Raw genomic sequence first — 16,274 nt, forward strand, 5'->3', positions numbered from 1 at the left:
TCTTTTTGTTGTTGTTAAAGCGGCGCGCGTTCAATCCGTTCCCACATCCGCAGGTAGGCTTCGGCGGAGGTGAACAGCTGGTTGACGGCGTCATCAATCTGTTCGGGATCGGCATCGCTGTTGCGGATCATGTCTTCGATCTGGTCCGGGTACAGGCCGTAATGGGCCACACCGCGGCCATCGTAGAGGCTGAATTCCCTATCCCCGGTGCGCTGTACATCGAAGCGGATTCGTCCGTCGACGGAGGTGAACGGGTAAAGGCTGGCTTCGTCCTCGGCGGTGCCGGGATTGGCCGCCAGCTGGGCAATGCCGTTTACGTCCGAAGCAAAGCCGGCGCCACCGAACGGGCCGACTTTCAGATCGTCGTGGCGCGGACGATTGCCATCCCGGGTCAATTTGCGTACCCAGTCTTCACGCGTGCCGCCGAAGGAGGCGGTGATGCCACCCTGGGCCGCAATACGATCCCGCAGGGCTTCGGTGCCGCCCCAGCTGCCGTGACTGTTGATGACCGGGTAGTCCAGCGGCCGGGTAATCTCCAGAATCCGCGCGGCGGCCTTGCGGCTGATGTGGTCGGTTTCGATCATCATCTTGCGGCGCACCAGTTCCTCGATCAGGAAGTCCCCAAGATCACTCAGACCGCGACGGTTACAGAGCTGATCGGTGCCACGGCGCGGATCGAGTGCCGCCATTTCCTCCGGAGTTTCCGGGAAACGCTCGCCCAGGTAGTCCATCTGGTACAGCAACTGATCGAACAGGCCGAAGGGCTGCAGGTCGGCATTCTGGTCCGGCTCGCCTCCGGTGTATTCCACGTTCTCCGGGCACTGCTCGAATTCCACCGGATGACCGGTTTCCAGCATATTCCCGGCGTAAAGAATGGGGCCGATACCAATGCCGGTGGACAGGTCCGGCAGGTGCCCGCCAAAGGCGTTGTCGAATTTGTGAACCGGGAAGATGTTTCGAACCCCCAACTGGTAGAACTGATCCAGCCGTTCCACGATCTCCTCCCGGGTGCATTCGGCCACCCCGAGGAATTCGCCGCACTTGAAGACCTTCGACATCTCGATGCCGAGCACCACGGCCAGTTTGCCGTCATCGATCACCTCACGGGCCCGGGCCGGGCTGGTGACGATCTGGAACCAGCCTGCGCCCGGGCCGCCATGCTGGGCATCGATGTAGTCCTGCATCTCGTACATGCGCTGAATCTGCAGCAGGATGGATTCCATGGGGTCACAGTCGTTCTCTTTCTGCGGGTTGATGCGACAGAGAATCTCGTTGTGCACCAGGTGGTTGACCAGGATTTTCATGCCCGCCAGGTGGGCTCGCTCCATCCAGCGGTAGTAACTCTGATGGTGTTGCAGGGAGTTGTACCTGGGCCAGTCATTGAACGTCGGCCAGCCCTGGGTGTCGTGCAGGCCGATACCGCTGGTAGCCAGCTCCACAAAGCCGGTCGCGCCCCAGGGGCCATGGACCGCTTCACAGTCATGGAGCGCGTGGGTGACGCCAAAGCGATGGAAGGGCGCACCATAGTTGACCCGTCCGCCGATGAATTCATAGGCCGAGATGTGGGAATGGGTGTCGACAAAACCGAAAACATCGTCCTTGTCGATACCTTTCACATTCCGGAAACGGTCCACTTCTTTGAGATAGGTCGCAGGCCCCTGCGAATCGAGAATTTCCGCGTTCAGTTCCGCTTCCGGGTAAGTGTCACAGCCGGAGGCTTCCGTGAGGGCAAAGCTGCCGGACTCATCAATGGCCGAGGGGGAGACCAGTGCGAGCCCGTCTTCCCGGGCGGACAGCATCAGGCCGGTGACATCGGACGCCAGGGTGTATTGTTGCTCCTCTCCCTGGCGCTGGAGTTGCCAGACCGCCAGATCGCTGGGCGCGGCTACCATCGCCAGCGTGGGATTCAGGGTGGTGTCTCCGATCTGGTCGCCGGTGAATTCCAGGCTTTCACCAATGGCGCGCAGGGCGTCACCCAGCGGAGAAACCGGGTCGAGCACCAGGTTCGTGGTGTCGCCCAGCCCGGCGACCAGGTAACTGATCTCGCCGATAAAGTTACCGGCGTCATCCAGAAATTCGCCGGCGGGATCGCTGATGCCCAGCAGTTCGAACTGGCCGGTTTCCCCGCTGTTGCGCTGATACCCGGACATCAACAGGTAGGCCCCGAGTCGGGTCGGGCGCAGCCGGAACGGTGTGGCCTGAGTGGCGTCTGTGGTGATGGAGTAGTGGCCGGTTTGCGGGTCGGCGCTCAGGTAGTTGCCTTCGGCTTCCAGGGTGTAGCAGCCGTTGGCGAAACTGTAGCGGTCAAGGGTGGGGGCTTCCCGGAAGGTATCCCGATCGGAAGCAACGGTTGAATCTTCGGGGGATGTCGATGGTCCCTGGGCTGGGTTGGCATCGTCGCTGCCACCGGAGTCGCCGCCACATCCGGTGATCAATAACGCGCCAGCCAATGCCCACGCTGTACGCATGGGGCGTTTCTTATTGTTCATGTGAACCTCTCATTCGTCGTCATTACCGGTTGCCCGGCAAATCGTTTTTTATTGTTGAGGCATTTCAATTATTGTTGTGATCGCCCGGAAAGGCCCTTTACCGGGATAACGTGATAGTTTGTAGCATATTGAATAAATGTGAACTGCGTCACATTGGGCCATTTTTTGATCACATCTACGGATTCGAAGGAGCATGCATGGGCGTATCAAGAACTCTCGTTATGGGAGGCATTCGCTCGGGAAAGACCGCGCTGGCGGAGCAGTTGGCCACCGAATCCGGCGGTGCGGTGGTCTACGTTGCTACGGCCACGGTGGGGGATGAGGAAATGGCACAGCGGGTGAAACGACATGTGGACAGCCGCCCGGATCACTGGGGGCTGGCGGAAGCACCGCTACGGCTTGCCAGTGTTCTGGAGACCTACGGGAGCGAGGCGAATCCGCCCTTTCTGTTGGTCGACTGCATGAGCCTGTGGATCAGCAATTTGCTGTTTGCCGGTGAGGAAACCTTCCGTCGCGAGCGCGAGGCCTTCCTGGAGGCGTTGCGGAGCTATCCCGGCAGCGTCGCCATTGTCAGCAATGAAGTGGGACTGGGCACCATCGGTATGGACCCACTGACCCGCCGCTTTTGCGATGAACTGGGCTGGCTGAATCAGGCGCTTGCGACCACCTGTGACAGGGTGGTGATGAGCGTTGCGGGACTTCCGCTATGGCTCAAGGAATGATGGCTCTCAGGAACCATGACTCAGCAGGCAACTGAAAACGCCGTGCTCGGACTGGTCAATACGCACCCGGCTGCGACAGGCATAGGGAACCGTCAGGGCTGAGAAACTCCGGTTCAGGGGAAGGCCCATCACCTCTGCCAGTATCATCCGGATAACGCCGCCGTGGCACACCACCAGAACACGCTGTCCCGACGCTTCACGACACCAGTGATGCCAGGCATCCCGGACCCGGGCATGAAAATCGGCCATCGCCTCACCTCCAGGTGGCGGATGGGCGACAGGATCGTTCCAGAATCGGGTCAGCGCTTCCGGGGCATCTGCCAGGATAGCCTCGGCGGTCAGTCCTTCCCACTCGCCGAAACTGATTTCCCGCAGACGTTCGTCTTGCTTCAGGGGAAGCTGCCGGTCAGTGGCAAGCTGCTCGGCAAACCGACGGCAACGGAGCAACGGCGAGGTAACCACCAGGTCCCACTCATCTCTATCGGCAATGGCGGACTGCATCTGCTGCCATCCCAGTTCACTGAGGGGATCGTCCTGGCTGCCGCGGAACATCGGGCCACCGGCGGGTTCGCCGTGGCGGATCAGGTCAATGGTGGTGGTGCTGTTTTTCATCATGGTCCTTCAGGACGTAGCGTCCTTGTTGCTGACGCCGGCATCGGCAAAACTGGCCATGTTGTTGTGCAAAGCACAGGCCGCCCGCAGCAGGGGAACCGCCACCGCCGCGCCACTGCCTTCACCCAGACGCATGCCGAGATCCAGCAGGGGCTTGGCGTCCAGCGCCTCCAGAACCCTGGCGTGCCCCGGTTCCGCGGAGCGGTGGGCGAACAGCAGCCAGTCCCGCAAGGCGGGCTGCTGATGCACGCCTAACAGCGCGGCGACCGAGACAATATAACCGTCCACCAGCACCGGAATGCCTCGCGCCGCACAGCCCAGTATCGCGCCCGTTAACCCGGCAATTTCAAAGCCGCCGAGGGAGGCCAGTACCGTCAACGGATCGGTGCTATCGCCGTGTCTTTTCAGTGCCTGGCCCACCACCCGACTTTTACGGGAAATTCCTGCCGTGTCCAGACCCGTGCCGGGACCTACCAGTTGTTCCGGAACTTCGTTCAGCAGAGCACAGGCCAGGGCAGCGGCACTGGTGGTATTACCAATGCCCATGTCGCCGCCAATAAACAGCCGGCATCCGGCGTTAGCAGCACGTTCCGCCGCCGCGTCGCCACTGGCCAGCGCGGCGCACACCTGGTCTTCCGTCATCGCGTTGGTCACCGCCAGATTGGCCGTCGCCGAGGCGATCTGTTCGTCCCGGACACCGGGTAACACCGGCACCTCGCCCACAGTGCCCAGATTCACTACCTCCAGCGACGCATCCAGCTGTTTTGCCAGCACACTGATGGCCGCGCCACCTGCAGCGAAGTTGGCGATCATCTGTGCCGTTACTTCCTGTGGAAACGCCGATACGCCTTCTTCGCATACACCGTGGTCGCCGGCGAACACGGTGATCTGCACCGGGTCTATGGTTGGCCGCTCGCATCTTTGCAGCCCTGCCAACTGGATAGCGAGTTGTTCCAGTTGGCCCAGAGAGCCCGGTGGTTTGGTTAGTACCTGCTGGCGCTCTGTTGCCAGCCGGGCACTCTGTGCATCGGGCGTGGGAGGCTGCTGGGTCCAGCTTGGAGGCAGAGAACGCATGGATGATTCCTGGCTGATGAAAACAGGGAATGGTCTACCCGGTCCGAAAAGGTGTCAAGGCCGAGGGGGACTCGGTTAAACTGCCCGCTGACTTTGTAAGCCTTCGGCCTTGGGGGTGTGAGCGGTTGGGTATGGCTGTCCAAAACACGCTGTGAATACGTCCCTGTACGCTCCGCTCCGCCATCCATGGCTCCGCAGGGTTTTGGACAGCCATACCCAACCGCTCTCTATGCCTTGGGTGTTGCCTATTTGAAGAGATACTTCGATTTGGATGCCTTTATTTTCTCTGTGATTGTTTGCCTTCTTGCTGTGCTACTGGACCGCTTGCTCGGTGAACCGAGCCGTTGGCATCCGCTGGTAGGGTTCGGACGTCTGGTGGGATTGGTGGAACGGTGGTTGAACCGGTCTCCGATGCATAAAGGTCGGTCAATATCATTGGGGCTGCTGGGCGTATTAATCATAGTGCTGCCAGTGCTGATGGTGGCCGAGCTATTGCGATGGACGCTGAACGGATGGGTGTATCTGCTGCTGCAAACTTTGGTGTTGTACCTTGCACTGTCGATCAGAGGGCTGACGGAACACGGTCAGGCGGTGTCGGATGCGTTGCATAGTGGTGACCTTGAAAACGCGCGGGAGCAGGTTGGCCGGATTGTCAGCCGCAAGGCCAGCGAGCTGGATGAACAGGGTGTGGCTGCGGCGGCCAGTGAATCCATGCTGGAAAACGGGGCGGATGCGGTGTTTGCCAGTTTGTTCTGGTTTCTGGTGGCGGGTATTCCCGGGGTATTGCTGCACCGAATGGTGAACACGCTGGACGCCATGTGGGGCTATCGCAATGAACGGTTTCTGTATTTCGGGCGGGTGGCCGCCCGCTTGGATGATGTCATGAATTGGGTGCCCGCCCGTCTGACTGCACTGACCTATGCCTTGCTTGGCAACACCCGCCTGGCCTGGCGTTGCTGGCGGACCCAGGCCCCTCAGTGGGACAGCCCGAATGCCGGGCCGGTGATGGCCGCCGGTGCCGGAGCCCTGGCGGTGTCATTGGGTGGTCCTTCGCCTTATGCGAATGGCGTAAAACAGCGACCGGTTCTGGGAGAGGGGCCGGCGGCCAGCGCGGACACAGTGGACGGTGCGCTCCGCCTGGTGTGGATGGGTGTCTGGCTGTGGCTTGGCGTGCTTGCCTTGTTTGCCGTGGCGGGCCTTCTGTGGAGCGTAGGGATATGACCATGACACCACCGGAACACGGCGGACGACTCAACGCGGCGGTAAAGCGGTGGGGCATTCCCCGGGAGCAGTGGCTGGATCTGTCCACCGGTATCAACCCCCTGGGCTGGCCGGTGCCGGATCTGCCGCCGGAGGTCTGGCAGCGGTTGCCGGAGCCGGATGATGGTCTGGAAGCCCACCTGCGGCAGTGGGCGGGCGCTCCGGATAACGCCGCCTGTGTGCCGGTGGCTGGCAGCCAGGAGGCAATCATGGCATTGCCCCGGTTGCGCCCTTCGTGCCGTGTCGGTGTTCCCAGCCCCGGCTACCGGGAGCACGGTCATAGCTGGTCCTGTGCCGGTCATCAGGTGGTCAGCCTGGATTGGACACAGGTGACCGGTAAGGACGAATCCTGGCTGGACGATCTGGATGTGCTGGTGTGCATCAACCCTAACAATCCCACCGGAGAGACCGTCGAACCGGAGCGTCTGCTGCGCTGGCACCAGCGGCTGCAACGCCGGGGCGGATGGTTGATTATCGATGAGGCGTTTGTTGACGGCTGTCCGGAGCTGAGCCTGGGGTCTGGGACCGGGAGGGACGGTCTGGTGGTGTTGCGCTCTCTCGGTAAGTTCTTTGGTCTGGCGGGTGTGCGGGCTGGCGCGGTACTGACCGGGCCGGGACTGGCTGAACGCCTGCGGAACACGATCGGCCCCTGGACAGTCAGTGGCCCTGCGCGTTACGTGATGCGTCAGGCTCTGGCGGATGATCGGTGGCAAGCCGCTACTGCTGAACGATTGTTGGCGGACAGTCAGCGGCTGGAACGGCTCCTGGTTGCCCGTGGTCTGGATGGCTCCAGGGGAACCCTGTTGTTTCGTTATGTTCAGCACCCACGTTCGGTAAAACTGGCAGAGGCGTTGGCCGGGCAGGGCATCCTCGTGCGCCGGTTTGATCAGCCCCCGGCCGTGCGGTTGGGACTGCCCGGATCCGAAGCGGAGTGGGAACGGCTGGCGCAGGCTTTGGCGGCTTGCCGAATGTCATTGACCAATCGTTAACCGATTGCTAGCCTTGCCGCACTTTTTCAGGTGCCCCGTGCAAAGCGACACAGGGGTGAAACGGGAAGCCGGTGAGAGTCCGGCGCTGCCCCCGCAACGGTAATTGAGTTAACGGTGATCGAATGCGCCACTGTGCCCCTGAGGGTATGGGAAGGCGATTACCCGGGTCTGCCTGAGGCAGACCGCTCATAAGCCCGGAGACCGGCCTGGAATTGCCAGACGTTGCGGTGGGCGACAGTGTGGCAGGTGCCGGCTACTCCAACCCGACCTGGACGCTCCCCGACCACCTGCTTCTTCTCCCGTTACCCGATTGCCTGCCCCAACGTCGTTACCCAATCCATTCGTGCGGGCGTGCACGAGTATGAGGACGTTGAGATGAAGTACGCACTACCGACCGTTACCCTGTCTGCGGCAACCCTGTTGATCACAGCCCAGCCCGCTCTGGGGGATGAAGCTTCCGAATCCACGCTGGACCCGATTGTGGTCACCGCGACCCTGGGCCCGAAAACCCGGGGCGAAAGCGACTCCTCTGTCACTGTGATCGATAACGAGGCCATCGAACGCCTGCAGCCCCAGACTTTCGAGGAGCTGCTGGTAGGTCAGCCGGGCCTGGACATCACCAGCAATGGCTCTTTCGGCAAGAACACCAGTGTGTACACCCGGGGTACCGGCAGCGAATCCACCGTGTTTCTGGTGGATGGCGTGCGCCTGCGCTCCGCCACCAGCGGCAGTGCCGCCTGGCAGTATTTCCCGCCGCAGATGATTGAGCGGGTGGAAATTGTGCGTGGTTCCCGCAGTAATTTGTACGGTGCCGATGCCGTCGGCGGCGTAATCCAGGCCTTTACCCACAGCGCCCCAACCGGGAATGAGGGTTGGGTTCAGGCCGGCGGCGGCAATTTCAATACCCAGGAGTATCTGGCGGGAGCTGCCGGTACCGAAGGCCGGATGAAATACAGTCTGAGCGCAAGTCATCTGGAGACCGACGGCACCGCCATCGTGGAAGGCGGCGAAGACAGGGGATTTCGTAACACCTCCGCCCTTGCATCCGTCGCCCACCAGTTTGACTCCGGCGGCGAGGCGGGCATTGTCCTTATGCGCGCCCAGGGCAATACCGAATTCGAAGGCGGTGACACCGACTTCGCCATCCAGACCCTCGGTTTCCGATTGGACACCCCCATCAGCGACTACTGGCGCAGCCGCATCCTTCTGGCGGAATCCCTCGACGAATCGGACAACCGCGATACCTTCGGTGACAGCACCTTCGACACCAAGACCCGCAGCGCCCGCTGGGAGAACCAGATCAGCATCGGTCGTCACGAGTACATCGTGGGGGGCGAGCTGCTGGTGGATGAGGTCGACAGCACCACGGAATACGACGAATCGAGCCGCACGAATGCCGCTATTTTTGGTCAGGCCCTGCTGAACTTCGGTCCGACCGACTTTCAGTTGAGCCTGCGGGCAGACGATAACGAGGCCTTCGGTCGCGAGGAAACCGGCGCAGTCGCCATGGGCGTTGATCTGGACCGCAACCATCGGGCCCGGGCGAGCTACAGCACGTCCTTCCGTGCACCCACCTTCAACGATCTTTATTTCCCCGGTTTCGGTAACACGGACCTGCAGCCGGAAACCGCTGGCAGCGTGGAGCTGGGTATTGGCGGGCAGTACGCCTACTGGTACTGGGATGCGGCCATTTATCAGACTGACGCCGATGACCTGATTGTGTTCACCATGAAGGACGGACGCTTCGCCCCGTTCAATGTGAACGAGGCGCGTATCCGGGGTGCCGAGCTCAGCGCTGGCCTGGAACTGGACGAATGGACCGTGCAGGCTGCCGCCTCAGTAATCGACCCCCGGGACGAGGAGACCGACAACCGCATTCGTCGCCGTAGCGGCAAGCAGTTCCGGGTGGATGTGGACCGGGCCTTTGGCCGGGTTTCCCTGGGTACTACCGTGAAGGGGCAGGGCTATCGCTACGACGATGCCGAGAATGAGAACCGCATCGCTGGCTTCACCACCTGGGACCTACGGGCGAAATGGCAGATTGACAGCCATTGGACCACCAACCTGACGGTGGATAATGTGCTGGACCGGGAATACGCCACAGCGGAGCGTTCAGATGGAAGCTCATACATAGCCGCCGGTCGCACCGCGATGCTGACCATACGCTACGACATCTGATCGACCACGGAGAGGCAAGGGTATGAACAACACACGGCCAGATCGGAACATTCACCGCCCGGTATTTGCCATTCTCCTGAGCCTGGCAATGCTGCTCTCAATGCCGGCGTTCAGTGCCACGGTTGTTGGCGTGGTCTCGGAACGCTCGGCGGCGGAAATGGCCGCTGGAGCGGAGCGGTTCCTCGCTGCCAATCCGGATCACCGGGTTGTACTGCGAACGCCGGAACAACTGGCCGCCCTGGACAACCAGGCTCTGGATGAGCTGGTAGGCGGGGCCGATGCACTGCTGCTGGCGGCGGTCTTCGGCGATCAGGTGGGCCGGCTTGAACAGGCGGTTCGGGATCAGACGGCGGAGCGTTCGTTTCCGATACTGGCCGTCAACGGCGACCGTGCCCTGTCTCGTTTGTCCCGGCTGGAAGGCCGGGCGGTACTGGACGGGCTGGATGCCTCCTCCCTCAACGACCTGATGAAAGCTCCGGAGCCAGGAGCTGATGTGAAGGCCCACCGGACGGCCTTGCGCCAACAGTTTCCGCAACAAGCACGTTGGCTGGAAGGGCGCGCCCTTTATCAGGGCCGCACGCCGCAACATCTGGATGGCCTGTTGCGCTGGTTGCTGGTGCAGGCTGGCCATGACCTGACCGTGCCCGACCTACCACCGCGGGCACTGGTTCGATACTACCGTAACGGGGAAGCCGTGGAGGATGCCGGGGATCTGGAGCTGCAACCCGGCCCCGTGGTTACCCTGCTGGATCTGGACAGCGGCGACCGCCCGGGAGACCGGGCCCTGCTGGATGCCACCTGTGCCGCCCTGGAAGCCCGGGATATCCAGTGCTTTGCGATATTGTCCCGCTGGGGCGGGGCCAGCCTGGAAGCGGTACGTACCCTGGATAACGCTGTTGGGCCGGCTACTCTGTCCGGCATCATCAGCCTGCAGGATTTCACCATTGGCGGCGGTGAGGGCCGGCGCCAGGTGACCGAAGCACTGACCCAGCTGGATGTGCCGGTCATCAAGGGCCTGCGACTGGCCTCCCGCACCGCCAACCAGTGGCAACTGTCGGTGGATGGCATCCCGGCGGACAAGGTGCACTACAAACTGGCGATGCCGGAACTCCAGGGTGTCAGTCAGCCCATGGTGCTGGCCACGGCCGAACCGGAAGTGATTGACGAACGCACCGGCGTGGCCCTGACCCTGACACAACCGGTGCCTGACCGGGTGGCAGCCGTGGCTGATCGCCTGAAGCGCTGGCAGGTTCTGCAAGCCAAGGACAACGCCGACAAGCGCGTGGCGATCATCTACTACAACCACCCGCCGGGGCGCCAGAACATTGGTGCGGACAACCTGGATGTGCCCGCCTCCCTCTACGAAATGCTGACCTGGCTCAAGGATGAAGGCTACGACACCGGCCGACTGCCGGACAGCCCGGAGGCCCTCACGGACCTGATCCAGCAGCGCGGCGTGAGCCTGCCGGATGATCCCCGGGCGCTGCGGGAAATGGCCGGGCAGGTGGCCTCCATGGACAGCGACACTTACCGGCGCTACCTGGAGACCTTGCCGGCGGTGGTCCAGCAGGAAATGGCCCACGGCCCCCTGGGCTACCTGCACGAGCGACTGGAACAGGCCCATGGCCTGGGTGAGAAAGACCTGGCGACCGGGCTGCTGAACCGTGGCATCCGCGACCTGCGCCATTTGATCGAGCACGTCCAGCACCCCAACCGCAAGAACGCCCTGAGCCGGCTGGATGAATACGAAACACTCTGGCAGCGTCGGCTGAACGAGGGTGGTCACCAGGATGAACTGAAGGCCCGTCGTGATGCGCTGGCCAACACCGGCATACCCGGCCTCAAAGGCTGGGGCGAGGCGCCGGGGCAGTCCATGGTGGTGGACGACCGGCTGATCTTCCCCGGCCTGCGCTTCGGCAACATCTATATCGGCCCGCAACCACCGCGCGGCTGGGAAGTGGACGAGGAACTGCTGCACGCCAACACCACCTTCCCGCCTACCCATCAATACGTGGGCTTTTACCACTGGTTGCGGGATCACTATCAGGCGGATGCCCTGGTGTACGTCGGGCGTCACTCCACCCGGGAATTCCTGCCGCGACGCCGCGCCGGGCTGACCGGGGACGACTACCCGGACCTGCTGGGGGGCGACCTGCCGCTGATCTATCCCTACATCGTTGACGGCGTGGGCGAGGGCATCCAGGCCAAACGCCGAGCCCTGGGGGTGATGATCAGCCACCTGACTCCGCCGCTGGCGGCCACCGAACTCTATGATGACTTGTTGGAATTGCGACAACTGGTGGAAACCTGGGAGTCCGCCAACGAGCCCGATAGCCCGACCCGGGAGCGGGCGCTGGATATGCTGCGGGAGAAAATCCAGGTACTGGATATCAGCGAGGACCTGGAGCGGGAAATCGCCAGCGAAATGGGGCTGGCGGTGGAAGATGTCTCCGTGGATGAGTTGTCCCCCGACCTGTTGGTCCATGAAGCTGGCCACTACGTCACCGATATGCAGGAACACTTCATGCCCCTGGGGCTGCATGTGTTCGGTCGTGACTGGAGTGGAGACATGGTGGACACCATGCTGGACTCCATGGCCGGCAAGGCTGGCACCCCCGAGGCGGAATGGCGACAGAACCTGGAGGCTTCCCCGGCTGCCGAACGCCAAAGCTTTCTCGCAGCGCTGGATGGCCGCTTTGTGGCGCCGGGGCAGGGTAACGACCCACTGCGTACCCCGGCAGTACTGCCAACAGGCCGTAACTTCCATGCTCTGTCTGATGACCTGATTCCGACCCGCGTGGCCTGGTCCCTGGCCACCGAGCTGGCGGAAGAAGCCATGGCCGACAACAGCAAACAGCCGGGCGAGAGCGATGCCCTGGTGCTCTGGGCTTCCGACACTGTGCGGGACGAAGGGGTGATGATCGCCTTCGGCATGAAACTGCTGGGTATTCGCCCGGTGTGGAACAGCCGGGGGATCGTGAAGGGGCTGGAACGTCTGCCCGCCGGGCTGGAGACCGATACCCCGGTGCGGCGCAACGTGGTCTTTACCACCTCCGGTTTGTTCCGGGACCTCTATGAGAGCCAGCTGGAATGGCTGGACCTGGCGTCCCGCTACGCCCTGGCCGGGGCGGCGAACACCATTGAAGCGGAACACCCGGACATGGTGGAAGCGTTGGATCAGGCCCTGTCGGATCTGCCGGTAGAGATGCGCGAACGCGGTAATGAACCCCTGGCAGTCAACGGCGTCGCGGCCCGCTGGGTCGCGGATACGCGGGTGCTGATGGCAGCGGGAGCCTCCGCGCGGGATGCCGGCGCCCAGGCTGCCCATCGTGTGTTCGGCACCGCACCGGGGTCTTACGGCGCCGGCGTTAACCGTCTTTCCACCCGCACTGGCGCCTGGCAGGACCGGTCACAACTGGGCGATGCCTACCGCCGCCGCATGGGCCACGTCTACGGCAAGGGCAGTCAGGGTGAACCCGCTCACCAGGCCTTTGATCGCCAGTTGCACACGGTGAATCACACCTATCTGGGGCGGGCCAGCCATCTCTATGGTTTGCTGGATAACGACGACGGTTTCGACTTCCAGGGGGGCCTGTCCAACGCGGTGGAACACCTGCGCGGCGAGCCCCCGCAGAACCGGGTGCTGCAGTACGCGGACCCGAAGAACCCTCGGGTGGGCTCGCTTCAGCGCGCCCTGCAGGTGGAGCTGCGCGCCCGCAACCTCAACCCGCAATGGCTGGCGCCGCTGATGGAGCATGGTTATGCCGGGGCCCGTACCATGGGCAGCGATTTCCTCGACAACCTCTGGGGCTGGCAGATCACCAGCCCCCAGGTACTGCGCTCCAGCATGTGGGACGAGATCAATGAAGTGTACTTCCAGGATCGTCATGGGCTGGGTCTGGATGAGTTCCTGGCCGATGGGCACAATGTCCACGTCAAGACCCATATGCAGGCCATTGCGTTGCTGGCGGCGAAGCGGGGATTCTGGGAGGCGGATGTGTTCACCCGCCGTGCCCTGGCCCGTGACTTTGCCGGTAATATCATCGACCATGGCCTGCCCGGCAGCGGCCATACCCGCCCGGACCATCCGCTGATGGACTGGGTGGCGGACCAGCTCGAGCCACAACAGCGGGAAGCCTTTGAATCCGCCCGCAAGGGTGGCTCGGCGTCTTACCCCCTGGGGGCTGCGGCCAATGACGATTGCCAGAATCAGACTAACCGGACGACCTCATGCTGAATGTCTCCAGACCATTGGCGCTCTTCGGCGCAGCCGTGCTGGCCTTGTGGCACACGCCTATTCTTGCTGCGGAAGTGTGTGCTACCGATGACACCGGCACGGAAGTCTGCCTTGAGCAGCCGGCCAGCCGTATCGCAGCCCTGTCCCCCGGGGCCACCGAACTGGTCTGGGCTGCCGGTGCCGGAGAGAAAGTGGTCGCGGTGGTGTCCTTCAGCGACTACCCGGAAGCTGCAACCAAGGTGCCCTCAGTGGGTAGCCATACCCGCATGGATCTGGAACGGCTGATGGAACTGCAGCCGGACCTAGTGATTGGCTGGGTCACTGGCAATCCGCCGGAGCAACTTGAGGCGTTGGCAGACCTCGGGTTACCGGTGTTCTCCATCGAACCCCGTACCTTCGAGGCGGTGTCCCACACCATTGAACGGCTGGCCACCCTGGCTGGCACCGAACAGGCAGGCTTCGCAGAAGCCGAACGTTTCCGCCAGGGCATCGCCAAACTGGAACGCCAATACCGTAATGCGGAGCCAGTGCCGGTGTTCTATCAGGTCTGGGACGAACCGCTGATGACGGTGAACGATAAACACCTGATCGGCAAGGTGATCACCCTGTGTGGTGGCGTCAATGTGTTTGGTGACCTGGAACGGCTGGTGCCTCGGATCAGCCCCGAGGCGGTGATCGGCGCCAACCCCGAAGCCATCCTCGCCGGTGGTATGGGGGAGGAGAACCGGCACTGGCTGACTCGCTGGGAGGCATTCCCCGGTATTGAAGCCACCGCCAAAGACAATCTTTACTTTATCCCACCCTCCCTGGTGCAGCGCCCGACACCCCGCATGCTGGAGGGTTCACAACTGTTCTGCCAGAAACTGGACACTGCCCGTGCCAAACGCTGATCGGAGACTGCACCGGTGAGCCGGCCGTTGCTCAAGCCGCTGCTGATCCTGGCGCTGGCCAGCCTGGCGGCCATGGTGTTGTCCGTCGGCACGGGCAGTGTCAGCGTGGCGCCGGACCAGGTGCTGGCGGTGCTTTTGGGTGAGGGCAGTAACCTGCAACAAACCCTGGTGCTGGAACTGCGCCTGCCCCGCACCCTGTCGGCCTTTGCCACCGGCGGGCTGCTGGCGGTGGCTGGGGCGCTGATGCAGGTACTCCTGCGCAATCCGCTGGCAGATCCCTATGTGTTGGGCCTTTCAGGCGGCGCTGCCGTGGGCGCGTTGTTGGCCATGCTGGCGGGGCTGGGCGGTTTGATCATTTCTGGTTCGGCCTTTGCCGGCGCATTGCTGGCGACCTTGATGGTGTTCGGCCTGGCCCACGGCACCGGCAGCTGGACCCCGTCCCGATTGTTGTTAACCGGTGTTGTGGTGGCCGCCGGCTGGGGTGCGGTGATTACCCTGATGCTCGCGATCAGCCCGGCCCAGCGCCTGCCCGGCATGCTGTACTGGTTGATGGGGGACGTGTCCTACGCCCGTTCGCCCTGGCCGGCTCTGGGCTTCCTGTTATTGGTGTGCCTGCTGGTGGTGCCGCTCGGCCGCAGCCTCAATGTGCTGGCGCGCGGACCCATGCAGGCAGCTGCTTTGGGAGTGGCGGTGCGGCCCCTGGAGTGGACGATCTATATCCTTGCCAGTCTGCTCACCGCGACGGCTGTCACCATGGCCGGCAGTATCGGTTTTGTGGGGCTGGTGGTGCCCCACATGCTGCGACTGGTGCTGGGGAACGACCAGCGCCTGATCCTGCCTGCCTGTGCCCTGGGCGGCGGTGCCCTGCTGGTGCTGGCGGATACCCTGGCGCGGGTGGTGATTGCGCCGGAGCAGCTGCCGGTAGGCGTTATCACCGCGCTGCTGGGCGTGCCCACATTCCTTTACCTGCTGTACCGGAGCCGCTGATGAATCCGTTATGGGCAAAAGAACTGGTGATCGATATTCCCGACCGAGGCGACGGCCAACCCCTGGACTTCACCGTGGAACCGGGGCAGATGTGGGGTGTGCTGGGTCCGAACGGTGCCGGCAAGACGACACTGCTGCATACCCTGGCCGGCCTGCGGGCGCCGCGACATGGGGTTGTTCATCTGGGTGAGCACTCACTGACCGGGCTCCGGCGTCGGCGGATTTCACAGCAACTGGGGCTGGTGTTTCAGGAACGACAGGACGGCTTTCCAGCCACGGTACTGGAAACCGCCCTGATCGGTCGTCACCCGTGGCTATCGCCCTGGCAGATGGAATCCGGGGACGATGAGCGCTTTGCGCGGGAAGCGCTGAAACAACTGGATGTGGGCCACTTGAGTGACCGTCTGGTGAACACCCTCTCCGGTGGCGAACGGCAGCGTGTGGCCATCGCCACGGTTCTGACGCAGGCGCCGGACACCTGGTTGTTGGACGAACCCACCAATCACCTGGATTTGCATCACCAAGTATCGGTACTGCAGTTACTCACCGAACAGGCTCGCGCCGGGCGCTCTGTGTTTATGTGCCTGCACGACCTTAACCTGGCCGCCCGTTGGTGTGATCATCTGTTGCTGCTTTACCCGAACGGTGATGCCTGCTGGGGGCCGGCGGATCGGATGTTGGTGCCGGCAGCCCTTGAGCGGCTCTATGGCCAGAAATTGATTACGGTGGAAGCGGATGGGGCACCGGTGTTTGTGCCTGTTAAATCTTGAGCTTGGGAGTAGCGACCGGTGGCGGGCACAGCCTTCCGGGACACGCTGTGAATACGTCCCTGTACG

The 16,274-nt window shown here is 62.7% G+C and carries 11 protein-coding genes and 1 riboswitch; of the genes, 8 read left to right on the top strand and 3 right to left on the bottom strand.

Going from position 1 to position 16,274, the window contains the following annotated elements:
• Window positions 1-14: 14 nt before the first annotated feature.
• Window positions 15-2,489, bottom strand: a complete 2,475-nt coding sequence (locus tag ACJO5Y_RS09810; protein ID WP_406986774.1) for a hypothetical protein — start codon at window positions 2,487-2,489, stop codon at window positions 15-17.
• 197 nt (window positions 2,490-2,686) lie between these two features.
• Here ACJO5Y_RS09810 and cobU point away from each other — a divergent pair, with 197 nt between their 5' ends.
• Window positions 2,687-3,211 (top strand): bifunctional adenosylcobinamide kinase/adenosylcobinamide-phosphate guanylyltransferase, encoded by a 525-nt coding sequence (cobU, locus tag ACJO5Y_RS09815; protein ID WP_406986776.1) that lies wholly within the window; start codon window positions 2,687-2,689, stop codon window positions 3,209-3,211.
• Window positions 3,212-3,217: 6 nt separating this feature from the next.
• Here cobU and ACJO5Y_RS09820 read toward each other — a convergent pair whose 3' ends face one another.
• Both ACJO5Y_RS09820 and cobT read right to left on the bottom strand, forming a co-directional pair.
• On the bottom strand, window positions 3,218-3,826 hold the full coding sequence (locus ACJO5Y_RS09820) for a histidine phosphatase family protein (RefSeq protein ID WP_406986779.1): 609 nt from the start codon (window positions 3,824-3,826) through the stop codon (window positions 3,218-3,220).
• 6 nt (window positions 3,827-3,832) lie between these two features.
• A complete protein-coding gene (gene cobT / locus ACJO5Y_RS09825) occupies window positions 3,833-4,888 on the bottom strand; it encodes a nicotinate-nucleotide--dimethylbenzimidazole phosphoribosyltransferase (RefSeq protein WP_406986793.1) in 1,056 nt (351 codons plus the stop codon).
• A 288-nt stretch (window positions 4,889-5,176) separates the two neighbouring features.
• Here cobT and cbiB point away from each other — a divergent pair, with 288 nt between their 5' ends.
• From cbiB to ACJO5Y_RS09860, 7 genes are all read left to right on the top strand, one after another.
• Complete coding sequence (gene cbiB, locus ACJO5Y_RS09830) at window positions 5,177-6,118, top strand: adenosylcobinamide-phosphate synthase CbiB (protein ID WP_406986795.1); 942 nt, start codon at window positions 5,177-5,179, stop codon at window positions 6,116-6,118.
• Window positions 6,115-7,146, top strand: a complete 1,032-nt coding sequence (cobD, locus tag ACJO5Y_RS09835) for a threonine-phosphate decarboxylase CobD (RefSeq protein ID WP_406986781.1) — start codon at window positions 6,115-6,117, stop codon at window positions 7,144-7,146. The genes cbiB and cobD overlap by 4 nt, the downstream gene beginning before the upstream one ends.
• Before the next feature lie 11 nt (window positions 7,147-7,157).
• Window positions 7,158-7,370: riboswitch (cobalamin riboswitch) on the top strand.
• A 22-nt stretch (window positions 7,371-7,392) separates the two neighbouring features.
• A complete protein-coding gene (locus tag ACJO5Y_RS09840) occupies window positions 7,393-9,324 on the top strand; it encodes a TonB-dependent receptor plug domain-containing protein (protein ID WP_406986784.1) in 1,932 nt (643 codons plus the stop codon).
• 22 nt (window positions 9,325-9,346) lie between these two features.
• The gene (locus tag ACJO5Y_RS09845; RefSeq protein WP_406986786.1) at window positions 9,347-13,561 is read left to right on the top strand and encodes a cobaltochelatase subunit CobN; all 4,215 of its coding nucleotides are present in this window, start codon (window positions 9,347-9,349) and stop codon (window positions 13,559-13,561) included.
• Window positions 13,555-14,451, top strand: a complete 897-nt coding sequence (locus ACJO5Y_RS09850) for a cobalamin-binding protein (protein WP_406986788.1) — start codon at window positions 13,555-13,557, stop codon at window positions 14,449-14,451. Before ACJO5Y_RS09845 ends, ACJO5Y_RS09850 begins: the two co-directional genes overlap by 7 nt.
• Before the next feature lie 72 nt (window positions 14,452-14,523).
• Window positions 14,524-15,438 (top strand): FecCD family ABC transporter permease, encoded by a 915-nt coding sequence (locus ACJO5Y_RS09855; RefSeq protein WP_406986797.1) that lies wholly within the window; start codon window positions 14,524-14,526, stop codon window positions 15,436-15,438.
• A complete protein-coding gene (locus ACJO5Y_RS09860; protein ID WP_406986790.1) occupies window positions 15,438-16,208 on the top strand; it encodes an ABC transporter ATP-binding protein in 771 nt (256 codons plus the stop codon). The genes ACJO5Y_RS09855 and ACJO5Y_RS09860 overlap by 1 nt, the downstream gene beginning before the upstream one ends.
• The last annotated feature ends 66 nt before the right edge of the window (window positions 16,209-16,274 follow it).

Origin of the sequence: Marinobacter alkalisoli (assembly GCF_045449855.1) — a bacterium.
Lineage (GTDB): Bacteria > Pseudomonadota > Gammaproteobacteria > Pseudomonadales > Oleiphilaceae > Marinobacter.